Consider the following 22060-nt stretch of genomic DNA (forward strand, 5'->3'; position numbering starts at 1 on the left):
TGAGCGCGAATTCATCGCCCAGCTCGGGATAGGCGCGGCCCAGTTCACGCGCCACGCGGTCAAACGCGGCATCCACGGTGAGGCCGGCTTCGGCACAGATCACCAGCAGGTCGAGCGCGTCGGGCAGGCCCTTGCGGATGGCATCGGTGCGCTTGGTGATCTTGTTCTGCAGGAAGATATCCGGGCCTTTGTAGCCGGCGCCAACGGCGAAGGCGAAGGCCAAGAACCGCTTGAAGCTACTCCACTCCGGCCAATACTCTACCCAATACACGAGCAGGCCCACGACCGTTCCCAGCGCGATCGGCGCGACAAGGCGCGCGAAGATGACGGCGACGGCATATTCCTTCTTGCGGATACCCGCCTGGAACAGCTTTTGCTGGACGGCCTTGATCTGGCTGTCCTGCAGCATCTTGAACGAGCCGAGCACGTTCGTCAGCTTGTCGGTCGCCTCGGTGCGGCGCACCACGCTCTGGCGTTTGCGCGGGGCGACGGCGATGCCGGCTTTCAGTTGCTCGCGGCGATCGTTCAGCGCCTTTACGCGCTTGGCCATCGGATCGCGCACGGTGATCGCGGTGTAGATCGCGAAGATCACGGCAGCAGCGGCGACGGCAATCAGCAGCGTGCCGATGAAGACGACATCGAAGCCCAGGATGGTCGGACCGGCGGGTTGGGTGAGCATGTGCGTAAGTCCCCGGTCAGATTTCGAAGCTGACCATCTTGGCCATGATGAAGGCGCCCATGCTCATCCACACCATGCCGCCAAAGCCCGCCACCATCAGCCGCTCGTCAACGAAGAACTTGCCCAGATACAGCGGGTTGACCCAATAGATCAGGCCAAAGACGATAAACGGCAGCGAGCCTACGATATAGGCCGATGCCTTCGATTCCGAACTCATCGCGCGGATCTTCAGCTTCATCTGGGCGCGCTTGCGCAGCACGTCGGACAAGTTGGCCAGCGTTTCGGCCAAGTTGCCTCCGGTCTCGCGCTGGATGGCCAGCGTGATGCAAAAGAAGCTGAACTCCGCCATATCGAGCCGGTTCGCCGTGTCCTGGAGCGCGTCCTCCATGGTCTTGCCGATCTTGATACGTTCGGTGATCAGCTTGAACTCCTCGCCCACAGGGCCGGGAACTTCGGTGGCCACGATGCTGAGCGTTTCGGATACGGGAAGGCCAGAGCGCAAGCCGCGCACCAGCAGTTCGATCGCATCCGGAAACTTGACGGTGAATTGCGTCGTGCGCTTTTTCACCAGGTGGCCGACCACGACATGGGGCACGCCGGCACCCACGAACAGGCCGATCACCAGCGCCAGGATCGGCGCGCCGGATTTTAGGAACACCAGCCCCGCCACAAACACGAACAGGCCGCCCGATACCATCAGGTACTGCTGCAGCGTCCAGTTCTTGCCGGTGCGGTGAAGCCGCAGCGCCAATGCCTCTATGCGCGAGCTGGAGCCGGCGATCTGGTGCATCTTGGGCCGCCGTGCCGCCACAGCCTTTCGCATCTGCGCTTCCACGCGATCGACGGCGCTTTCCGAATGGCGATAGCGCACCTGGCCCAGACGCCGGGCCGATTCCTTTTGCGGCGAGGGGCCCGCGAACGCCAGCCACACCATCGCCAGCGCGGCGAACAGGCCGCCGGAAACGAGCAGGAGGTGGAGCATGTTCATAGCGGTAATCTCGCTTTCAAAGGGTCACGCGATCGTGGGCAGACGGGCCTCAACGGCCGGTCTTGCCCCCGGCCTCGACCTTGCCCTTCACCTTTGCCTTGGCTGGTGCGGCGGACTTGTCCCGCTTGGGTAGCATCGCCTTGAAGTCGAACTTGCCCAGCAGGGTCTTCTTGGTGGCGGTGCCGGCCTCTGCCGCGTCGGCGCTGCCGATCACCAGATGCGCCAATTCGCGGATCGCGGCCCCGGCCTTGCTGGCGCGATTGGAGTGCGCGAACGTCTGGCCCAGCTTGGCGGCGTTGCTCGAACCCTTGATGTCGTATGGCACCAGGAGGCTGAGCTTGCGCTCTATCGAGGCCTCGAAATCGGCCTTGGTGATTTCCGCGAACTGGGTTTGCACCTTGTTCGCCGCCACGATGACTTGCGCATGCGGTGCGTTGGACTTCACCCAAGAGAGCAGGCGGATGCAATCCCGTGCCGACGCGAGCGACATCTCCGTCACCAGCACCACCACGTTCACCTCTGCCAGCAACTGCGGGAAGTTCACCAGCATGCTGCGCGGCATGTCGATCACGGTCATCTCGAAGGCCTGGCGGAACTCTTCCTGCAACTGCACGAAAGCGCCGCCATCGGTCAGCAGCGGAGCGTTCATCGATGCCTCGGCCGAAAGAATCGCCAGGTTATCGTTCGCGCGGATCATGGCGCGCTCGATGAACAGGCCGTCGATGCGGCTGGGGTTGTCGATCGCGTCGGTCAGGCCGCGGCCCGGCTCAAGGTCCAGCGTCAGCGCGCCGGTGCCGAAATGGATGTCGAGATCGAGCAGCGAGGTGGAAAGCTTGTCCTCCGCGCTGAACATCCATGCCAGCGAGGTGGCGAGCGTGGAAGCGCCTACGCCGCCACGCGTGCCGATGACGGCGGTGGAGATATGCCGCTTTTCGTCGCTCGCATCCACGACCTTGGGGGTCGAGAAAGCGGTCTGCGCCTGCGACAGGGCATCGCGCAGCGTCGCGGGCGAAAGCGGCTTCAGCAGATAATCGTGGATGCCGCTCGCCAGCAGATCGCGATAGAGGCGAACGTCGTTCACCTGGCCCACCGCGAGGACGACGGTACCCGGCTCGCACACTTCGGCCAGCGCGTTGATATCGTTCAGCGGGTCTCCGCTTTCGGACAAGTCGACCATCAGGATATTGGGGCTGGCCGCGATCGACAGGGACTGCACCGCGCTGCGCAATCCCCCGCGGATGCAGCGTTCTGTTTGCCAGCCCAGTTCGTTGGCCACCGGGCGCAGCACATCGAGCGAGGCATCGTCGCACATGTAGGCGGCAAAAGGCTCGCGTCCGTTCGCGCCGCCGGCTTTCCAGGGTGCGTTCATGGCTCAGTTCCCCTTGCTGGTGGTGGCCTTCAGGTCACCCTGGCCGGTGGGGACCTTGGCGCGATAGGTGTTGATTGCCTTGTTCGAGCTCATGATCGTGGTGTCGCTGTCAGACCCGTCACCCTTCACCAGATGTTCCGGGTTGGCGACCATCGCGGCCAGGTTGGTGTTCACCGAGCAACCGTAGTTGGGCGAAAGGCCGTTGCGGAAGTTCGCGTCGGAGTGGGCGGACCAGTCCGGGCAGCCATGAACCACCGCCTTGCTGCGGGTGAGGACAATGCGAGTGGTGCCCGCTTCCACCACGCGGGTGCTGGCGGGCACGGCATCGTCCAGCACCAGGCTGTAACGCGCGGCCAGCGCTTCCACCATCGCGCGGGTCTCGGGGCTCTGCATCGGATCTTCAATGCTGATCTTGTCACCATAGCGAGGCGTCAGCGCCTCCATCCATCCCGCCAGCCGCTGCTGTTCGGGGTAAGGCAGGCCGCCGTTGCCGGTGGCCAGATCGAGCGTGTAGTTCACATGCTCCACCACCGGCTGATGCTGCGAATACATCGTGCGGTTGGTGGGCATCCCCGCGCACCCGGCGAGCGAGACGCCAAGGGCCAGGGCAGCGATGGAAAGAAGGCGGTGCGTCATCGTCGATCCCTTCAGAACTTGGTGGCGAAGCCGGGCGCGACGCTGCCAGCGTTCGCACTGCGCTTGCCGGCTTTCCCGGATGGCTGGCGGCCCATGGGCGATGCCGCGCCAAGGCCGGGCGCCTGGATCGGGCTGGGCGCGACCGAGGGCTTGGGCACAGGCGCGCCACTGCCGGAGTGGCTGTTGGTTTCCATGTTGCCCAGGATGCGCTGGAGATCGTCCGGCGCGCTGAAGCCGTCGGTCGGCAGGGCGATCTGGTTGCCGTCCACCGGGTTCACCAGGTACGGCGTCACCACGATGACCAGTTCGGTCTCACCCTTGCGGTAGCTGGTGGAGCGGAACAGCGATCCCAGAATCGGCAGGTCACCCGCGCCAGGCAGCTTCTGGATCGTGTTCTGCGAGTTGTTGCTGAGCAGTCCGGCGATCATGAAGCTCTGGCCCGAGCCCAGTTCCACGGTCGTTTCGGTGCGGCGCACGGTGATGCCGGGCACGGAGTAGCCGTTCAGCACCAGCGAGCCTTGCGTGGTCAGTTCCGACACTTCGGGGCGGACGCGCAGCGAGATGCGGCCGTTGGACAGGACCGTGGGCGTATAGCTGAGGCTGACGCCGTATTTCTTGAACTCGATCGAGGTCGCGCCCAGGCCCTGAGAGATTGGGATCGGATATTCGCCGCCCGCCAGGAAGTCTGCCGTCTCACCCGAAAGCGCCGTAAGGTTGGGCTGGGCCAGCGTGGTGACGAGGCCGACGTTCTCGCCTGCGTCCAGCGCGCCCAAGACGTTCATGCCGAACAGCTTTCCCATGCCCGCCAGGGTGGTCAGACCCTCAATTCGGCTGATGTTAGTCCCCGGCTGCTGGACCAGCTTGATCGATGTTGGATCAACTTGTCCGTTAGGAAGAATTTTTATGGCGGTTGGATCGATTGTGTAGCCTTGAACCTTTGAACCGACGCCTAGAGGAAGGGCACGATCGGTTGTCACATAGTCACCAGGTTGGCGACCCTGCCCAAGCCCGAACTTGAAACCACCTGTTCCGTCGATCGTAGTTAGATTCGAACTCAGCTGCTTCACCAGCGAGCGGCTGACTTCCGCAAAGCGCACCTGCAAGTTCACCTGCAACGGTGTCGCAGTGCGTACGCGGCTGATCACGTTGGCTTCCTTGCCGACGTAGGCCTGCACCAGGCGTTCCGCTTCGGCCGCGTCTTCCGGGGCCTTGACCGTGCCGGTCAACAGGAAGGTGTTGGTGCCCATCGTCGACACGCCGACCTTGGCGTCCGGCATGGCCAAGCGCAGCATCGAGTCCACGCTGTCCAGGTTCGAACCGACTCGCACGTTGGCAGACCACACCACATCGCCCTTGCCGTTGCTGGCGTAGACCGTGGTGGTGCCGCCGCTCTTGCCGAAGACGTAGAGCTGGCGCTGCGATTTCACCTGGACGTCCGCCACCGCTTCGTTCGCGACGAACACGTCCGCCATGGTGCCGGGCAGGCTGATCAATTGTCCGGCGCCGATCGAGAGCTGGATGTCCTGCGCGGGGCGGATCATCGCTTGCGCGGCGGCGTGCGTGGCGGGCAGCAGCGCCAGGGGCGCGGCGGCGCACGCGGCGAACAGCGCGGTCCGGAATAGACGGAAAGTCATGGGCGTACCCTTCTGGGCGTGGTGGCGGCGGTCCGCCGGGTGACGAGTGGTGAGGGCGCGGGCCATCTTACTTGCCCGCCGCTTCATCGGTGGTGACCTTGCCGCGCGTCACCCGAACGATCGGACCACGCGGCGCGGAAGTGGCGACCGGCGGCGCGCCGGGGCCGGAAGGCGGGGCCATCATCGGGCCAGGTGCGGGCGTAGCCGAAGGCGGCACGTAGCGCGAAGGTTGGAAGCGTGAGACATCGCCGCCGGTGGCGAACGTGGTGGCGCCTTCGATCGGATGGCTCATTGCCTGGCGCAGCAGCATGTCTTCCTGCTCCTTCGAAGCGCCTTCGGGCACTTTCAGTTCGCCGCTGGCCAGCACACGCTCGAAGTCCGCCTGGTTGTCCGCCAGCGGACGCAGGCTGAGGCTGAGTTGGCCGACCGATTCGGCGACCGAGATCTTCTCGGCGATGCGCGGCGTCACTTCGAGAGTGACGGTGCGTGAGGATTTCACCACGCTCTTGCCCTCGACCACTTCGCTGGACGTGGCCTGGTCCGTGGCGAGGACGCGCAAGTTGCGCAGGATCGTCTCGGCGGCCTTCAGGTCCTGGCTGCCGTCGCCGGTCTTTACCGACTGCGTCAAAACCAGATCCACGCGGTCACCCGGGAAGACGAACCCGCCTACGCCGGAGGTGTCGGACACCGGGATCGTGATCGCTCGCATCCCCGGCCCCAGGGCGGCGGCCAGGAAGCCGCGATCGCCCGGAGACACCAGCGCGCCTTGCGTCAGCGGCTGGCCGGCGGTGATCGGATAGCGCACCACCGTGCCCAGCAGCTTGCTCATGTCGGCCTGGCCGTCGATGAAGTAAGCGTCCTGCACCAGTTCGGCGGGCCAGTCCTGGAACGAGACGGCATCGGCGGTGATGATCGTGCCGGTGGGCAGCGCTTGCTTGGCCACCAGCACCTTGGGCCCGACGGGCTTGACCGGGACGGCGGCAGCCATCGGCGCGGCAGCGCCTCCGGAGAAAACCGTACGCGCCGCAAAGGCCGTGGTCACCGCTATCAGTAGAGCCGCCGACAGTAGCAGCAGCTTCTTCTTATCCATGGCTTGCCAGCCCCCTCAAGAACCCCGAATTGATCCGTTCAATTACGGGCGAAATGGTAAACATCGGGTTCACTGCGGTTCTTATCCAAGGACCACGCCGCTAAGTGGCGGAAATACCTGGTTTTGCAGCAGCACCCACAAGGCGGCGGCGGAGATCGCGACTCCGTACGGTATTGGGATAGCCCCGCGCTGGCGGCGGAAGATGTGGCCCATGCCCACCATCAGCGCCCCAGCCAGCATCGCTGCCAGGACCGCCAGCATCATTCCGCCCGGCAGCACCGCCGCCATCGTCGCCGTCGCATCCGGGGTGATCAGCGGGCGTCCCGTGGCGGCGGCAAAGCCCACCGCGCACGTGCCCATCACCCAGACCGACGCGGCGAAAGTCGCCAAACCGTTGCGCAGCGCTTCCTGCGGCGATCGGCGCATGTTGAACACGCCCATCGCTACCGAGGCCGCACCGCCCACTACGCCCATGATCACGATCAGTTGCACGAAGCTGCCCGGCGGGAACCACAGCGCCAGCGCCGTCAAAAGCTTTACGTCACCGCCGCCCATCTGCCGCGCCGCATAGAGCGCAAAGGCGAGCAGGAACGTGATCAGCATCAACCCTAGCTGGAATAGTACCGCCACCCAATCGAGGCCCGCCGCCAGCCAGTACAGCGGCGCGGCCAGGGCGATCCCGGCATTCAGCCAGTTGTCTATCTCACGCCGGCGCAAATCGGTCACCGCCGCCACCAGCAGCGCGGTTGCCAAGGCCGCCAGCAATGCGTACGAAATCAAGCCGCCCAGCATCTCGGAAAGGTCTCCCATGTCGGGAGGTCGATTTAACGAACATGACTTACCGAATAGTAACCACGCCATTGCAGCGAGGCCGGGTGCCGTGAGCGATCCGGATGTCCTGACGCGGGCGGCCGCTGCCTACGATGGCCGCTCGATCCCGCCGGGTGCGCAGGAAACCACGTGGCGTGCGGCGGATGGACAGCTGATCCGGCGACTGGACTGGCCGCAACCGGGCAAGGCCCGTGGCGCGCTGCTGTTCGCGCCGGGCCGGGCGGACTTCTACGAGAAGCATTTGTCCGTCCTGTACGAATGGCACGCGGCGGGCTGGCATGTCAGCTCGATCGACTGGCGCGGGCAGGCGATGTCGGGGCGATTGGGCCTGGATGCGACGACCGGCCATGCCGACGATTTCGCGCCTTGGGTGGCTGATCTGGCCGCGTTCTGGCGCAGCTGGCAAGCCGATGCGCCCGGCCCGCATGTGCTGGTGGGGCACTCGATGGGTGGACACCTGGCCCTTCGCGGGGTGGTGGAGCGGCAGGTCCGCCCGGATGCGCTGGTGCTGGTCGCGCCGATGCTGGGCCTCAATCCCGGCTGGGTTCCGTCCACCGTCCTGCATCCGCTCGGCAACTTGGTCGCGCGCCTGCGCCAACGCCATCAGCCTGCGTGGAAGTGGGAGCGCGGGCTGGTGCCGCTGTCCAACATGCGGATGCAATTGCTGACGCATGACGATGTGCGCTTCGCCGATGAGGATTGGTGGTATGAACAGCGGCCCGATCTTGCGCTGGGCCCGCCAAGTTGGGGCTGGATCGCCGCGGCGCTGGCTTCGATCCGAGGGCTTGATCGGCGCGGCGCGCTGGAGTCCGTAGATGTGCCGGTGCTGCTGCTGGGCACCACGGCCGATCGCCTGGTGTCCTGGCGCGCGATCCGGCGCGCGGCGGCTCGGATTCCGAAAGCCGAACTGGTGACGTTCGGCCCCGAGGCTCGCCATGAGATACTGCGCGAATCGGCCACGGTGCGCCAGCGCGCGCTGGATGCCGTGGCCCGCTTCCTGGATCGCGCGGCCCCGGCTCAAGATCATCCTCAGGCTCAGGCGCAGGCTGGGGACTGAGCATGAGCATGGCGCGGTTCGATATCGTCGTGGTCGGCGCAGGAATGGCGGGCGCGTCCCTTGCGGCCGAACTGGCGGTACGGGCGCAGGTGCTTGTGCTGGAGGGAGAGGATCAGCCGGGCTATCACACCACGGGCCGCTCCGCCGCGTTCTGGACCGAGAGCTACGGCGGACCCGGCGTGCAGCCGCTCACCAGTGCGTCGGGACCGCTGCTCCAGGCGCTGGGCGTGTTGAACCGGCGTGAGGCGCTTACGATCGGCACGACCCAGCAGGCCGCAGAGGTGGAGGCGTTCGCTCGCACTTACGAAGCGCTGGGCATCGAGGTGCAACGGCTGGACCGCGCGGCGCTGGCGGCGCGCATCCCCGGCTTGCGTTCAGCCTGGACCCACGGCGCGCTGGAGCCCAGTTGCTGTGACATCGACGTAGCGGCGCTGCATCAGCACTACCTGGCGCAGCTGCGGACAGGGGGCGCGCAGCTTTGGTGTCGCGCGCGGCTGATCGCGGCGGAGCGGGATGGCGACGGCTGGCTGCTCACGTTGTCGGACGGACGGCAGGCACGGTGCGACGTGCTGGTCGATGCCGCCGGGGCCTGGGCGGATGGCGTGGCCGACATCGCCGGCGCGGCCCCGCTGGGCATCACGCCCTATCGCCGCACGATCGCGCAATGCCGCGTCGACCCCGCGGTCCCCGCTGACCTGCCGCTGGTGCTGGATGTGGCCGAGCGGTTCTACTTCAAGCCCGAGTCAGGCCGGCTTTGGCTCAGCCCGCATGACGAAACGCCAAGCCCGCCGTGCGACGCCGCGCCTGAGGAGATCGACATCGCCGTCGCGCTGGAGCGCCTGGGCACGGTGGTGGACTGGACGGTCGCGCATGTCGAACATCGCTGGGCCGGCCTGCGCAGCTTCGCGCCAGACCGGCTGCCGGTCTATGGCTTCGACGTGCAAGTTCCCGGCTTCTTCTGGTTTGCCGGCCAAGGCGGCTTCGGCATCCAGACCGCCCCCGCGGCGGCCAAGCTGGCGGCGGGCCTGGTGCTGGGCCAACGCTGGGGGGAAGTCGATCCGGAGCCTTATTCGCCGGGCCGCTTCATAAGATAGCGCTGCCATGTCTCGGCTTCGCTCGACACGAACGGACGGGGCTTTTGTTGAGTGCTCAGGTTTGCGTCCTTTGCCTCTCCTGCCAGGGGGTGGACATAAACCTCACCGCACACACCGTTCGTGTCGAGCGAAGTCGAGACACGCGAAAGCCAACCGCGCGAAAGCGCTACCGCTTGCTCACCGCCAGCGCCGCGTCGCTCGCCAGTTTGTCGGCGCGCTCGTTCTCGATGTGGCCGTCGTGTCCGCGCACCCATTTCCAGCTGATCTTGTGGCGATGGCAGGCCTCGATCAGGTCGTGCCACAAGTCGGCATTGCGCACCGGCTGCTTGCTGGCGTTGACCCAGCCCTTCTTCTGCCAGCCGTGGACCCACTTGGTCATGCCGTCGATCACGTAGCGGCTGTCGGTACAGACGGTGACTTCGCACGGCTCTGTCAGCGCGTTGAGGCCACGGATTACCGCTGTCATTTCCATGCGGTTGTTGGTGGTGGCGGGGTCGGAGCCCGACATTTCCTTTTCGTGCTGGCCCATCCGCAGGATCGCGCCCCAGCCGCCGGGGCCGGGATTGCCTTTGCAGGCGCCGTCGGTGAAAATCTCGATCGTCTTCAAGGTTAATAGACCGGTCAGGCTGGCTGGAAAATCCCGGCATGGCCGTCTTGGCTGTAGAATTCAAGCCTGCGGGCAAAGGCCATCGGGTCCTTGGGCGTAACCAGCGCATCGGCGGGCGTGTTCGCCCAGTCGTACGCGCGCGTCGCCAGAAACCGCAGTGACGCGCCGCGCGCCAGCAGCGGGAGGGCGGCCCGCTCGGCATCGGAGAGGGGGCGCACGGCCTCATATCCCGCCAGCAGCGCGGCGGACAGTTCCGGCATGAAGGTGCGCCCGTCGGCCGAAAAGCACCAGGCCGCATGCGTGACCGCCACGTCGTAGGCAGTGATATCCACGCAGGCGAAGTAGAAGTCGATCAGGCCGGTGACGCGTTCGTCCAACATTAGCACGTTGTCGGGGAACAAGTCGGCGTGGATCACGGAGCGGGGCAGGTCGGTGGGCCATCGACCCGAAACCAGCGGCAATTCGCGCGCCACCAGCGCCGCCAGCTGCGGGTCGATCGCCGAAAGCCCGTCCGTGCCGCAAGAGCCGAGCAGCTCCGCCCAGGCCGCGTAGCCCATGCCGTTTTCCCGCTGCCCCGCAAAGTCCCGACCGGCCAGATGCACTTGCGCCAGCGCGGCACCCACCGCGCGCGCCTGCCCCGGGGTCGGCTCGCTGACGGAGACGCCGGGCAGGAACTCGATCAGGGCCAGCGCCTTGCCCTCGTACAGGCGATAGCTGGCACCGTCGCGGTCATGGATGGTGCGCGGCACCGGGCAGTCCCGCGCGGCCAGATGGTCCAGCAGATCGAGGAAGAACGGCAGGTCGCCGATCTCCACGCGGTTTTCATACATCGTCAGGATGAAACGCCGCGTGGCGTCGAAGCATTGCGTCTCCACCAGCCAGTTGCTGTTCGAGACGCCCTCGGCGATGCCCTTGGCCGAAATCAGCGTGCCTACGTCGAACGCGGCGATGATCCGCGCCATCTCCTCGGCGCCCAGGCGTGTATAGACTGCCATGCGGTGCGCTCAGTCGGCGAGCTGGCGAGGCAGCTTGAACGTGATCCGCTCACGCGCGGTCACGATTTCCTCCGCCGTCACGGTGCGCAGTTCGCGCAGCCGCGCCAACACTTCGTCCACCAGCGCTTCGGGGGCGGAGGCTCCGGCGGTGATGCCCAGCGTCTTCACGCCATCCAGCCACGCCGGATCGATCTCCGTCGCACGCTGGATCATGTGGGATTTCGATCCGCACCGCTCTGCCACTTCGACCAGCCGAAGCGAGTTCGAGCTGTTGGGCGCGCCGATCACGATCACCATGTCGCACTTGGGCGCGATTTCCTTGACGGCGGCCTGCCGGTTGGACGTGGCATAGCAGATATCCTCCGCCTTGGGCGCGACCACCTGGGGAAAGCGCGCTTCCAGGGCGGCGATGATCGCGGCGGTATCGTCCACCGACAGCGTCGTCTGCGACAGGTACGACAGCGGGGCATCGGCTGCGAACGACAAGGTGGCGACATCGTCCACCGTTTCGATCAGCGTCATCGCGCCGTCCGGCACTTGCCCGAACGTGCCGATGACTTCCGGGTGACCGGCGTGGCCGATGAACAGGATGTGCCGGCCCGCCTCGATCTGGCGCTCGGCCTGGCGGTGTACCTTGCTCACCAGCGGGCAGGTGGCGTCCAGCCAGTCCAGCCCGCGCGCGGTGGCGGCGGCGGGCACGGCCTTGGGCACGCCATGCGCGCTGAAGATCACCGGCACACCGTCTGGCACTTCGTCCAGTTCCTCGACGAAGACCGCGCCCTTGGCCTTCAGGCTATCGACCACGAACTTGTTATGCACGATTTCGTGACGGACATAGACCGGCGCGCCATAGCGCTCGATCGCCCGCTCCACGATCTCGATCGCGCGGTCGACTCCGGCACAGAAGCCGCGCGGCGCGGCGATCAGCAAGTGGAGTGGCTCGGTTGCGCCACCGGGGCGCGGATCGGGAAAGGGCGCGTTCATCCTGCGGCCTCTAGCGCTTTGCCGCGCGTCTCGCTAGGGCAAGCGCAATACAGGCGTCCGATGGGGGCCTGTCATGGCCGACCAAGGATGCTTCGATGATCGCACGCCGCCTTTCTCCTTCCATTCGTGGCTCCGTTCCCGTTCTTTGCGCCGCCTCCGTGCTGGCGCTGTCCGCCGGGGCTCTGGGAGGCTGCGCCAAGAAGGGCGATATCGTGGTGGACGAAGGCGTGGGCATCACCGCCATCCGCTCACGCTGCCCCTCGGTCGGCATTCCGGACTATACCGGCGATGTCACCTTGTTCCGCAACCCGGGGGACAAGACCGCGGGAAACGTCGACGTGGTCGCCACGATGACCAACGTGCGCACCCAATGTGCCGAAGACGGCGCACAGCAGCCCGGCGCCCCAGCGGGCAGCGCGGACAAGGTCTATGCCACCGTCACGTTCGACGTGCAGGCCCGCCGCAGCGACACTGCCGGCGCGCGCCAGGTGACGATCCCCTACTTCGTCTCGGTGCTGCAGGGCACCTCCACCGTGGCCAGCAAGCGCGTGGGCTCCATCACCGTGAACTTCGCGCCGGGCCAGGAGCGCGCCCAGGCCCAGGGCACCGGCGCCGCCTACATCGACCGCGCCGCCGCCACTCTGCCCGAAGACGTGCGCGAACGCATCACCCGCAAGCGCAAGGCCGGTGACACCGACGCCGCCGTGGACCCGCTCTCCGACCCCAAAGTTCGCGCCGCCGTGGACCGCGCCTCGTTCGAACTGCTGGTCGGCTTCCAGCTGAACGCGGATCAGGTGGCCTACAACGCCACGCGGTGAGGCGGGGCTGCGCGACTGGCCGGGTTCCGTCGAGGCTAAACCGATGTAAGAGATACCCGTCGCCCCGGACTTGATCCGGGGGGCGCAACCTTTCAGACATTCCCGGAAAAGCGGGCTCCCAGGTCAAGCCCGGGATGGCGTGAGGAAGCGCGGTCGGGTTTCGCACTTGATCGACTATTGCAAGTACGCCCCTCTTATTCATTAGCGCTGACTGCATTTCAGGTCGATCGTCCCCATCGCCAGCGCCGATGGCGCGCCCCCAAGGGCAGCGATCTCGTCGTCAACGCATCGCTCACGTGGTGTTCGCGGGTCTTTTAGTCGCTGATCCACGACAATGACGATGCGACCATCCGGCAGGATCACAGTTCGTGCTTGTGGCGCCTTTCCCGGCGTCGCCGGAACGGCATAGACACGCGTTCCATCAGGCGCAGCGATCGCCCGAACGGAACTTTCGGGGGATTGTGCGGTCAGCGGTGAAGCTGAACTCAACCCAACCCCAAATGCCATGGTTACCGTGAGCAAAGCTGAGCGATCTGCCATGACAACCAATCCCGGTTCAAGAAGCAACTTAACTCTTTTATCTCCCTCAATTTCTACGAAGTAGTGAAGGTGGTTGTCAGCTTTCGGCACCGGTCGACACCGCCTCGATCGCTTCCCGCGCGGCGCTAGCGATGGTTTTGCGGGTGCTTCGTTCCTGGCCCGCCAGCGGGGGCAGCAAATGCACGGTCACCGGCACCGGCTTTGCGCGTGCCATCAGGCGTAGTGCGTTGGCGAGGCCGGTTTCTGCTCCGAACCAGGCGATGTCCGGGGCGTCAGGGCCGTAGTCCAGCCAGACGGGTTGGATCGCCACGGTATCGTCGCCGCCGTCCACTGCTCCCAGCAGCGAGGACTTGAACGGCCGCAGCGTCTGGCCATCGTTGGTGGTGCCTTCGGGGAACAGCGTGAGGACGCCGCTTTCGCGCAGGCCCTGCTGCAATTGCCCGACTTGTTCGCCCACGGTGCCGCGTTCGCTGCGGGCGATGAAGACCGTGCGGTTGAGGCGGCACAGGAAGCGCAGGCCCGCGTTGCCGGCCAGCCCGTCATGCGCGACGAAGGCGGTGCCGGTCGCTCCGGCCAGCGCCAGAATGTCCAGCCAGCTCAGATGGTTGGCGATGAGGAAGCAGGGCGTCGGCGCGCGGGTGCCGCGAACGTGCAGCCGCCCGCCGACGATCCGCAGCGTGCCGCGCAGGAACAGCGGCGCCACCCGGTTGCGGCCGGGCAGAAGCGCGCGCAGACCGTAAAGCAGCAGGCACGTGAGCAGCCAGCCCAGCAACGTGGCCAGCCGCAGGCCGATGCGCAGCCGACCCGCCACGCCCACCTGCGCAGGGGCGGCAGGCGCGGTCATTCAGCGATCGCCGCCGTCACGCTCCAGCTTGACCCCGAACAGTTCCATGCGGTGGTCGACCAGGCGGAAGCCCAGCCGCTCGGCGATCTGGCGCTGCAACGATTCCAGTTCGGGATCGACGAATTCGATCACGTTGCCCGTTTCCACGTCGATCATGTGATCGTGGTGCGCCTCGGGCGCGGCTTCGTAGCGGGCGCGGCCGTCGCCAAAGTCATGCCGGTCAAGAATGCCCGCTTCCTCGAACAAGCGCACGGTGCGGTAGACGGTGGCGATCGAGATGCCCGGATCGATCACGGCGGCGCGCTCGTGCAGCTTTTCCACGTCCGGGTGGTCGGTGCTTTCGGACAGGACGCGCGCGATCACGCGGCGTTGCTCGGTAATACGAAGACCGCGCTGGGCGCAGAGAGCTTCAATGTCGATAGGCTGGTGCACGTCGTCTCCAAACGCGATGCGGCGGCGTCATCCCATCTAGGACAACGCCGCCACAATCACAACTCTTTGAAAGGGAAAAGGGTGCCGATCAGGCGGTGACGGGCGCAGCCTTGGGGCGGCGGCCACGGCGCGCGTTCGGCTTGCGGCCCAGGCCGATCTTCTTGGCCAGTTCGCGGCGCTTTTCCGCATAGTTGGGGGCGACCATCGGATAGTCCGCCGGCAAGTTCCAGCGCTGGCGATACTCTTCGGGAGTCATGTTATAGTGCGTCATCAAGTGGCGCTTCAGCATCTTGAGCTTCTTGCCGTCTTCCAGGCAGACGATGTAGTCAGGCTTCACCGAAGCGCGCACCGAAACGGCGGGCTCAGGCTTTTCTTCCTGCACCGGCTCCACGCCGCCAAGCCCGGCGAGAGCGCCGTAGACATTGGTGATCAGCGAGGGCAGATCGTCCAGCGGAACGTTGTTGTTGCTGACGTGAGCGGCGACGATATCCGAGGTGAGCGTGATCAGCGTCTCGTTCATATCGGTTTGAATATTTTCCATTTCTTTCCTCTTTGGCGACCGCGTCTGCAATGGATACGGGATATTCAGGCAAGCTTATGCTTGTTACCCAAAGCCTTTATACAATCTGAAACGCATGACAAGATTATTTGGGCAATACGTGCCGTCATGCGGATCAGGCGCTTAGAGGTAATACCGCCTGCGACATATTTCAGGGAATTTCGTAAGCGAATGTGACTGCATCGATCCGCGGGCCGATTTTTGGCCGATAGTATTCTTTTCTTTCGCCTATCACGGTGAAGCCGAATAATCGATAAAGGCTTTCTGCCGGGTTGCCCTTGCGCATTTCTAACAGAAGCCGCTCCGCCCCGCGTGATTTGGCAGCCACAACAAGAGAATCAAGAATAGCGCGGCCGATACCGCGACAGCGATATTCGGGCAACACGCCGAACAGCAGCAGTTCTTCCTCGCGATAGCCGGTGCGGGAAAGGGAAAAGCCCACCGCCTCATCGCCATCTTCGGCGCGTCGGCCCTGGGCGGTGGCGAGGTGGGCATGGCAATTGCCCAGCAGCAGTGCGTCTTCCACTTGGCGGCGTGACCATGCTTCTCCGTAAGTCGGATCGAACGCGCCGGCCATTACGTGCATCAGGCGATCGATATCGTCGGCGCGATCCACCATGTCAGACCGTTGACGCCGAGACTTTGGCATCGGGCGCGCGGCCGTAGATCGGCGTGATATCGCTCCGCAGTTCGAAAGCGGGGAGGGCCGGGAACGCCCGGGCATCGGGCCACAGGTCCAGCACGTGGCCGGTGCCTGCGGCGCCCACCAGCGCGGCGGCCTGGCTACCGGCGACAAGGCCCCGCGTGCCTGCCACGGCGGCCTCCGGGCGCAGCGAGCGGGTTTCTTCCAAAATGCTGCCATCGTCGGCATAGCGGGCGACGAACCACTCGCCATGTCCGCCGGTCATCGCCACGGATACTGCCTGCGCGCCGGCTTGATCGCGCGCCATCGCGGCGACCAGCGCCAGCGTGGGATAGCCGACCACGGGCACGCCCCAGGCCAGCCCCAGCGCCCGCGCCGCTGCCAGACCCACGCGCACGCCGGTAAAGCTACCGGGACCGAGCGACACGGCAATCAGATCCGCCCGGCCACGCTCGGGCAGGGCGGCGATCATCGGGACGAGGTTTTCCGCGTGCCCCCGGCCCAGCATCCGCCAGTCCCCGGCAAGGCACGCGCCGTCCTGGATCACCGCGACGGAGCAAGCCTCGGTAGCGGTGTCGATTACCAGAGTTCGCGGGCTGGACCCCACAGGATCAGCAGGCGATCAGGCTGCGCGCACTTCGATGACTTCGGGGACGTAGTGCTTCAGCAACCCTTCGATGCCGTGCTTGAGCGTGGCGGAAGAGGAGGGGCAGCCCGAGCATGCGCCTTGCATCGTTAAATAAACGACGCCTTCGCGAAAGCCACGGTAGATGATGTCCCCACCATCGTTGGCGACGGCGGGGCGGACGCGCGTGTCGATAAGGTCACGGATCTGGGCGACGATATCGGCATGGGCCGGATCATCGGCCTGGCCATCCAGCAGATCGTCTGTTTCGCCAGGCACCGAAAAGCCCGAAGCGTCACCACCGGTGAACAGCGGCGCTTCGGAAATGAAGTGATCCAGCAGCACCGCCACGACCTGTGGCTTGAGTGAGGCCCATTCCACGCCCGGCGCGGCAGTGACGGAAACGAAGTCAGCGCCGAAGAATACGCCGGTCACGTCACCCAGATCGAACAGCATCTGCGCCAGCGGAGACGCTTCCGCCGCTTCGGGGGAGGTGAATTCGCGCGTGCCCGCGGTCATCACTTGTCGTCCCGGCAGGAACTTCAGGGTGGAGGGGTTGGGCGTGGCTTCGGTTTCAATGTACATGATGACTGGCGATGTAGGCAAAGCGCCGGGGTGGTCAAGGGCACAGCGGGGCAACGGCGCGTCTTTCCCCATGGCGTGTTCGCCTTCCCCGAGGGTGCCGCAAGTAAACTTCGGCTATTCACTGGTCCTTAAGCGCGGCGCTCCCTATACCTTGTGCCATGCACATTTCCTCGCGCGCCGTTCGCTCTTTCGCCTGCCTGCTGCTCCTGTCCACTTCCACGTTGTCTCCGGTCCTGGCGCAGCCCGGCCCGGTGCAGGAGAAGCCGGCGACCGCGAACCCGCCGTCGACCAAGCCGATCCAGGGCACCGTCGCACCCGGCAGCGCCACCAAGGTGCCGTGGCTCTACAAGGGCAGCGATGTGCCGCCAGACCTTGAGTGGAACTTCGGCGAGCTTTCGAACGGCCTGCGCTATGCCGTGCGCAAGAACGGCGTGCCGCCGGGCCAGGTTTCGATCCGCATTCGCGTGGACGCGGGATCGCTTTATGAAACCGATAGCGAGCGTGGCTATGCCCACTTGCTGGAGCATATGGTATTCCGACAGTCCAAGTATCTGGCAGAGGGCACCGCGATCGCCACGTTCCAGCGGCTGGGGGCTTCGTTCGGCACCGACACCAATGCCGAGACCAGCCCGACGCAGACGGTGTTCAAGCTGGACCTGCCCAACGCCACGCCCGTTTCGCTGGACGAGACGTTCAAGCTGCTGTCCGGCATGGTCACCGCGCCCACGCTGAGCGCGGACAACCTGAAGCTCGACGTGCCGATCGTGATGGCCGAAATGCGCGAGCGCGGCGGCGCGGCCAAGCGGGTGCAGGACACCATGCAGGACGTTTTCTACAAAGGTCAGCCGCTGGCGGAGCGTTCGCCGATCGGCACGGTGAAATCGCTGCAGACCGCCACGCAGGATTCGGTGCGTGCATTCTATAAGCGCTGGTACCGCCCGCAGAACGTGGTGGTGATCGTGGCGGGCGATGCCGAGCCCGCGCAGCTCGAAAGCTACGTAAAGAAATGGTTCGCGGACTGGAAGCCGACCGGCCAGGCGGTCCCCGCGCCCAGCTTCGGCGATCCCGTCGCCCCGGCGGATGCGCCCAAGGGGGAGACGCCGATCGGCGATACCAAGGTTCTGGTAGAGCCCGATCTGCCGCCCGCGATCAGCTATGCCACGCTGCGCCCCTGGCGGCAGGTGAACGATACCATCGTCTATAACCAGGGCCTGATGACGGACTCTCTGGCGCAGGCGATCATCAATCGCCGGCTGGAATCCAAGGCGCGGCTGGGCGGCAGTTTCCTGACCGCGCAAGTCAACCAGCAGGACGTTTCACGCTCCACCGACGCCACGTTCGTGTCGATCACGCCGCTGGGCGATGACTGGAAAGCCGCCGTGCGCGATGTGCGCGCCGTCATCACCGATGCCATGACCCGTCCGCCGACGCAGGCGGAGATCGATCGCGAACTGGCCGAGCTTGACGTCGCCTTCCAGGTGCCGGTGGAGCAGCGCCGCCTGCTGCCGGGCAGCAAGCTGGCAGACGATCTGGTCAACGCGCTGGATATCCGCGAGACGGTGGCCTCGCCCGAGGCGGTGCTGCGCATCTTCCGGGAATCAAAGCCGCTGTTCACGCCCGCCGCCGTGCAGCAGCACACCCGCCAGCTGTTCAGCGGCACGGTGACGCGCGGCCTGTTCATCACTCAGAAGGCGGGCAATGCCACCGACGCCGCGTTGCGCCAGGCGCTGGCCGCGCCGGTCAAGCCGGACGAACAGGTCCGCCAGGCGTCCGGCCCGCCGGTTTCGTTCGACAAGCTGCCGCCGATCGGTCAGCCGGGGCAGATCACCCAGTCGCAAAGCACCGGGCTGCTGGGCATTCAGCAAGTGGTCTTCGCCAATGGCGTGAAGGCGCTGCTGTGGCCGGTTCAGGAAGAGCCGGGCCGCGTCACCGTGAAGGCGCGCTTCGGCGGTGGCTATCGCGAGATGTCTCCCAAGGACGCGCCCTATATCGGGCTGGGCCAGATGGCGCTGGTCAGCTCCGGCCTTGCCACGCTGGGCCAGGACGATCTCGATCGCATCTCCACCGGCCGCAAGATGGGCTTCGACTTCAAGGTGGATGATGCCGCGTTCGAGATGACTGCGGAGACGCGGCCTGCTGATCTTGCGGACCAGCTCTATTTGTTCGCCGCCAAGCTCGACATGCCGCGCTGGGACAAGCAGCCGTTCGAGCGGGCGAAGGCGGCGGCCAAGATTCAGTACGCGCAGTTCGCCACCTCGCCCCAGGGCGTGCTCAACCGCGATCTGCAGTTCTATCAGCGCGGGCAGGATCCGCGCTTTGAAACCGCGACCCCGGCCGAGATCGACAAGACCACGGCCGACGGTTTCCGCAAGGTGTGGGAAAAGGCGCTCGCCAGCGGGCCGGTCGAAGTGCAGATCTATGGGGACTTCGATCCCGCCACCACGCTGGCCGCCTTGCAGCGCACGTTCGGCGCCCTGAAGCCGCGCGATCCCGCGCCGGTGGCCGCCGCAACCGGTGACATCACCGTGCCCAAGCCGTCCACCAAGCCGATCATCCTGGCGCATCACGGCGATCCGGACCAGGCGGCGGCGGTGATCTCCTGGCCGACCAGCGGCGGCTCGATGGGCTTGCCGGAATCGCGCCAGCTGGAAATCCTGACGCAGCTTTTCACCAACCGCCTGTTGGACGCGATGCGTGAAAAGCTGGGCGCGTCCTATGCGCCCTACGTCTATTCGACCTGGCCGGTGGACCTGAAGGCGGGCGGCTCTATCACCGCGATCGCGCAGATCGAGCCGGGCAAGGTGCCGGTGTTCTTCCAGACGGCGGATCAGATCGCGCAAGACCTGATCACCAATCCGCCATCGGCTGATGAACTGGCCCGCGTGATCGAACCGCTGCGCCAGCAGATCACCCGCGCGGCGTCCAGCACCCAGTTCTTCATGCAGCAGCTGGAAGGCGCGACCACCGATGCCTCGCGCATCAATTCGCTGCGCACGATCATGACCGATTACACGGAAACCACGCCCGCCAAGATGCAGGCGCTGGCCGCGAAGTATCTGGGGAAGGGTGCGTCGTGGCGGCTTGAGGTTGTGCCGCAGAAGGATGCCGGCAAGCTCGCCAAGGCGCAATAAGCGGGAATCGAGCCCGCCGGCTGGCGTTATTGGAGCCGGTGGGGCTGACCGGTTCTGCGGCCGCCAGATTCTGCGCGGCGACGCTTGGCCGTAGCGCGCCGGGTTTCGAATTCCGCCTTGTAGAGCGATGCCAGCTGGATGTGCAGCTCCGCCGCTTCCGGGCAAGGCGCCGTGCGTGCCAGCCGTCGCTCTTCGCAAAGCTGGGTCGCGCAATAGCGGGTGTCATTGTCCACAGTGATCTCCTTTTGGAGTCGTTGACAAGGCGAAGCATACAGCAATTTGCCGGGGGATGCGATAAACATGGATTATCCCGATCCTTTTTTTCTTTGAGATACAATTACATCGCCAGAAGGTCCCATGCAGCGCCGATCGCTAGTGCTTCGGCCTGCTGGCGTTGCCGTTCACCGCGGGGACGGGACCTTGCCCATCAGCGTGGAGGCATGACTGAAAGCGCATCACGCACAGCCGTGGGGCTGACGATCGCGCTGATCGGCAACGCCTGTTTTGCATTTCTTACGTTCAGTCGCTATGTCGCGCTCCCTTGATTGCGCCGGGCACAGCCGGCACCGGGAGTATGGTACGTGGCGAGCAATTGGACAGTGGATAGCTGGAAGTCGCACGAGGCGCGGCACCTGCCATCCTATGGCGACGCGGAGAAGCTGAGTGGGGTTGAGGCCACGCTCTCCAGGTTCCCGCCGCTGGTCTTCGCCGGTGAGGCGCGCGAACTGAAGAACGATCTGGCCGAAGTGGCCGCCGGTCGCGGTTTCCTGCTGCAGGGCGGGGATTGCGCCGAAAGCTTCGCCGAGTTTCATCCGGACAATATCCGCGACACGTTCCGTGTGCTGCTGCAGATGGCGGTTGTCTTGACCTTCGCCAGCAAGCAGCCGGTGGTGAAGGTGGGCCGCATGGCAGGCCAGTTCGCCAAGCCGCGCTCGGCCCCGACCGAGACGATCGGCGGCGTGGAGCTTCCCAGCTATCTGGGCGATATCATCAATGGCATCGAATTCGAGCCGGGCACGCGTGAGAACGATCCCGAGCGGATGGTGCGCGCGTTCACGCAATCGGCCGCGACGCTCAACCTGATCCGCGCGTTTGCCAGCGGTGGCTATGCCAATCTGCGCCAGGTCCATCAGTGGACGATGGAGCACATCGGCCGCAGCCCCTGGGGCCAGCGTTTCAGCGAGATGGCCGATCGCATCAGCGAAGCGCTGGACTTCATGGCGGCGTGCGGGGTCGATCCCAAGACCGTGCCGCAGTTACAGGGCACCAGCTTTTACACCAGCCACGAAGCGCTGCTGCTGCAGTACGAGCAGGCGCTGACCCGGCGCGATTCGCTGACCGGGGATTGGTACGATTGCTCGGCGCACATGCTGTGGATCGGCGATCGCACGCGGTTCGAGAATTCGGCCCATGTCGAATTCCTGCGCGGCGTGGGCAACCCGATCGGCATGAAGTGCGGCCCCAGCCTGGAGCCCGACGCACTGCTGCGCATGCTCGACATCCTGAACCCGTCGCGCGAGGCCGGGCGAATGACGCTGATCACCCGCTTCGGGCATGACAAGGTGGAAGCCGGTCTGCCCAAGCTGCTGCGCGCGGTGAAGGCCGAAGGGCACCCGGTGGTGTGGTCGTGCGATCCGATGCACGGCAATGTCATCAAGTCCGACAGCGGCTTCAAGACTCGCCCGTTCGAGCGTATCCTGGCTGAAGTGCGCGGCTTCTTCGCCGTCCACCGTGCCGAGGGCACGCATGCCGGCGGCATCCATATCGAGATGACCGGCCAGGATGTGACCGAATGCACCGGCGGCGCCATCGCCATCACCGACGATACGCTGGCCGATCGCTATCACACGCATTGCGATCCCCGCCTGAACGGTGCCCAGTCGATCGAACTGGCGTTCATGATGGCGGACATGCTCAAC

23 protein-coding genes are annotated in these 22060 nt (G+C 65.5%); 5 read left to right on the plus strand and 18 right to left on the minus strand.

Annotated elements, in window-relative coordinates; all coding sequences use genetic code 11:
* The 7 genes from ACHWRX_RS00005 to ACHWRX_RS00035 all read right to left on the minus strand — a co-directional run.
* On the minus strand, nt 1–679 hold a 679-nt coding region (locus ACHWRX_RS00005; RefSeq protein WP_394657605.1), incomplete at its 3' end, for a type II secretion system F family protein.
* Between the two features lie 16 nt (nt 680–695).
* Complete coding sequence (locus tag ACHWRX_RS00010; protein ID WP_394657606.1) at nt 696–1667, minus strand: type II secretion system F family protein; 972 nt, start codon at nt 1665–1667, stop codon at nt 696–698.
* Nucleotides 1668–1716: 49 nt separating this feature from the next.
* Nucleotides 1717–3036 (minus strand): pilus assembly protein CpaE, encoded by a 1320-nt coding sequence (locus tag ACHWRX_RS00015; RefSeq protein WP_394657607.1) that lies wholly within the window; start codon nt 3034–3036, stop codon nt 1717–1719.
* A 3-nt stretch (nt 3037–3039) separates the two neighbouring features.
* On the minus strand, nt 3040–3672 hold the full coding sequence (locus ACHWRX_RS00020; RefSeq protein WP_394657608.1) for a CpaD family pilus assembly protein: 633 nt from the start codon (nt 3670–3672) through the stop codon (nt 3040–3042).
* A gap of 11 nt (nt 3673–3683) precedes the next feature.
* Nucleotides 3684–5306, minus strand: a complete 1623-nt coding sequence (locus ACHWRX_RS00025) for a type II and III secretion system protein family protein (protein WP_394657609.1) — start codon at nt 5304–5306, stop codon at nt 3684–3686.
* A 67-nt stretch (nt 5307–5373) separates the two neighbouring features.
* Nucleotides 5374–6396, minus strand: coding sequence for a Flp pilus assembly protein CpaB (cpaB, locus tag ACHWRX_RS00030; RefSeq protein WP_394657610.1), 1023 nt, complete (start codon nt 6394–6396; stop codon nt 5374–5376).
* A gap of 81 nt (nt 6397–6477) precedes the next feature.
* Complete coding sequence (locus ACHWRX_RS00035) at nt 6478–7206, minus strand: prepilin peptidase (protein ID WP_394657611.1); 729 nt, start codon at nt 7204–7206, stop codon at nt 6478–6480.
* Between the two features lie 70 nt (nt 7207–7276).
* Here ACHWRX_RS00035 and ACHWRX_RS00040 point away from each other — a divergent pair, with 70 nt between their 5' ends.
* Nucleotides 7277–8284, plus strand: a complete 1008-nt coding sequence (locus ACHWRX_RS00040) for an alpha/beta hydrolase (RefSeq protein WP_394657612.1) — start codon at nt 7277–7279, stop codon at nt 8282–8284.
* An 8-nt stretch (nt 8285–8292) separates the two neighbouring features.
* Complete coding sequence (locus ACHWRX_RS00045; protein WP_394657621.1) at nt 8293–9378, plus strand: NAD(P)/FAD-dependent oxidoreductase; 1086 nt, start codon at nt 8293–8295, stop codon at nt 9376–9378.
* Between the two features lie 166 nt (nt 9379–9544).
* Here ACHWRX_RS00045 and rnhA read toward each other — a convergent pair whose 3' ends face one another.
* The 3 genes from rnhA to ispH are packed head-to-tail and all read right to left on the minus strand — an operon-like array spanning nt 9545 to nt 11964.
* Nucleotides 9545–9985 carry a ribonuclease HI gene (gene rnhA / locus ACHWRX_RS00050; RefSeq protein WP_058736040.1) on the minus strand — a complete coding sequence of 147 codons (441 nt, stop codon included), beginning with the start codon at nt 9983–9985 and terminating at the stop codon, nt 9545–9547.
* Between the two features lie 14 nt (nt 9986–9999).
* Nucleotides 10000–10980 (minus strand): homoserine kinase, encoded by a 981-nt coding sequence (gene thrB, locus ACHWRX_RS00055; RefSeq protein ID WP_394657613.1) that lies wholly within the window; start codon nt 10978–10980, stop codon nt 10000–10002.
* A 9-nt stretch (nt 10981–10989) separates the two neighbouring features.
* Nucleotides 10990–11964: a 4-hydroxy-3-methylbut-2-enyl diphosphate reductase gene (gene ispH / locus ACHWRX_RS00060; RefSeq protein ID WP_288486823.1), complete on the minus strand. Its 975-nt coding sequence runs from the start codon at nt 11962–11964 to the stop codon at nt 10990–10992.
* A gap of 95 nt (nt 11965–12059) precedes the next feature.
* Between ispH and ACHWRX_RS00065 the strand changes: the two genes are divergently transcribed.
* On the plus strand, nt 12060–12782 hold the full coding sequence (locus ACHWRX_RS00065; RefSeq protein ID WP_183616747.1) for a hypothetical protein: 723 nt from the start codon (nt 12060–12062) through the stop codon (nt 12780–12782).
* Nucleotides 12783–12983: 201 nt separating this feature from the next.
* On the opposite strand, the gene ACHWRX_RS00070 is transcribed toward ACHWRX_RS00065, so the two are convergent.
* From ACHWRX_RS00070 to ACHWRX_RS00100, 7 genes are all read right to left on the minus strand, one after another.
* Nucleotides 12984–13412: a hypothetical protein gene (locus ACHWRX_RS00070; protein WP_394657614.1), complete on the minus strand. Its 429-nt coding sequence runs from the start codon at nt 13410–13412 to the stop codon at nt 12984–12986.
* Nucleotides 13399–14166, minus strand: a complete 768-nt coding sequence (locus ACHWRX_RS00075) for a lysophospholipid acyltransferase family protein (RefSeq protein WP_394657615.1) — start codon at nt 14164–14166, stop codon at nt 13399–13401. The genes ACHWRX_RS00070 and ACHWRX_RS00075 overlap by 14 nt, the downstream gene beginning before the upstream one ends.
* Nucleotides 14167–14598, minus strand: a complete 432-nt coding sequence (locus tag ACHWRX_RS00080) for a Fur family transcriptional regulator (protein WP_058736045.1) — start codon at nt 14596–14598, stop codon at nt 14167–14169. It abuts the gene before it with no gap.
* An 88-nt stretch (nt 14599–14686) separates the two neighbouring features.
* Nucleotides 14687–15139 (minus strand): MucR family transcriptional regulator, encoded by a 453-nt coding sequence (locus ACHWRX_RS00085; RefSeq protein ID WP_394657616.1) that lies wholly within the window; start codon nt 15137–15139, stop codon nt 14687–14689.
* Nucleotides 15140–15308: 169 nt separating this feature from the next.
* Complete coding sequence (locus ACHWRX_RS00090) at nt 15309–15734, minus strand: GNAT family N-acetyltransferase (RefSeq protein ID WP_242867080.1); 426 nt, start codon at nt 15732–15734, stop codon at nt 15309–15311.
* Between the two features lie 43 nt (nt 15735–15777).
* Nucleotides 15778–16407, minus strand: coding sequence for a tRNA (adenosine(37)-N6)-threonylcarbamoyltransferase complex dimerization subunit type 1 TsaB (gene tsaB / locus ACHWRX_RS00095; RefSeq protein ID WP_394657617.1), 630 nt, complete (start codon nt 16405–16407; stop codon nt 15778–15780).
* 15 nt (nt 16408–16422) lie between these two features.
* Complete coding sequence (locus ACHWRX_RS00100; protein ID WP_394657618.1) at nt 16423–17010, minus strand: NifU family protein; 588 nt, start codon at nt 17008–17010, stop codon at nt 16423–16425.
* Nucleotides 17011–17168: 158 nt separating this feature from the next.
* Here ACHWRX_RS00100 and ACHWRX_RS00105 point away from each other — a divergent pair, with 158 nt between their 5' ends.
* Nucleotides 17169–20141, plus strand: coding sequence for a M16 family metallopeptidase (locus tag ACHWRX_RS00105; protein WP_394657619.1), 2973 nt, complete (start codon nt 17169–17171; stop codon nt 20139–20141).
* A 26-nt stretch (nt 20142–20167) separates the two neighbouring features.
* Here ACHWRX_RS00105 and ACHWRX_RS00110 read toward each other — a convergent pair whose 3' ends face one another.
* Nucleotides 20168–20374: a hypothetical protein gene (locus tag ACHWRX_RS00110; RefSeq protein WP_288416306.1), complete on the minus strand. Its 207-nt coding sequence runs from the start codon at nt 20372–20374 to the stop codon at nt 20168–20170.
* Between the two features lie 348 nt (nt 20375–20722).
* Between ACHWRX_RS00110 and ACHWRX_RS00115 the strand changes: the two genes are divergently transcribed.
* On the plus strand, nt 20723–22060 hold a 1338-nt coding region (locus tag ACHWRX_RS00115), incomplete at its 3' end, for a class II 3-deoxy-7-phosphoheptulonate synthase (RefSeq protein ID WP_394657620.1).

Origin of the sequence: uncultured Novosphingobium sp. (genome assembly GCF_964277725.1) — a bacterium.
GTDB lineage: Bacteria > Pseudomonadota > Alphaproteobacteria > Sphingomonadales > Sphingomonadaceae > Novosphingobium > Novosphingobium fluoreni.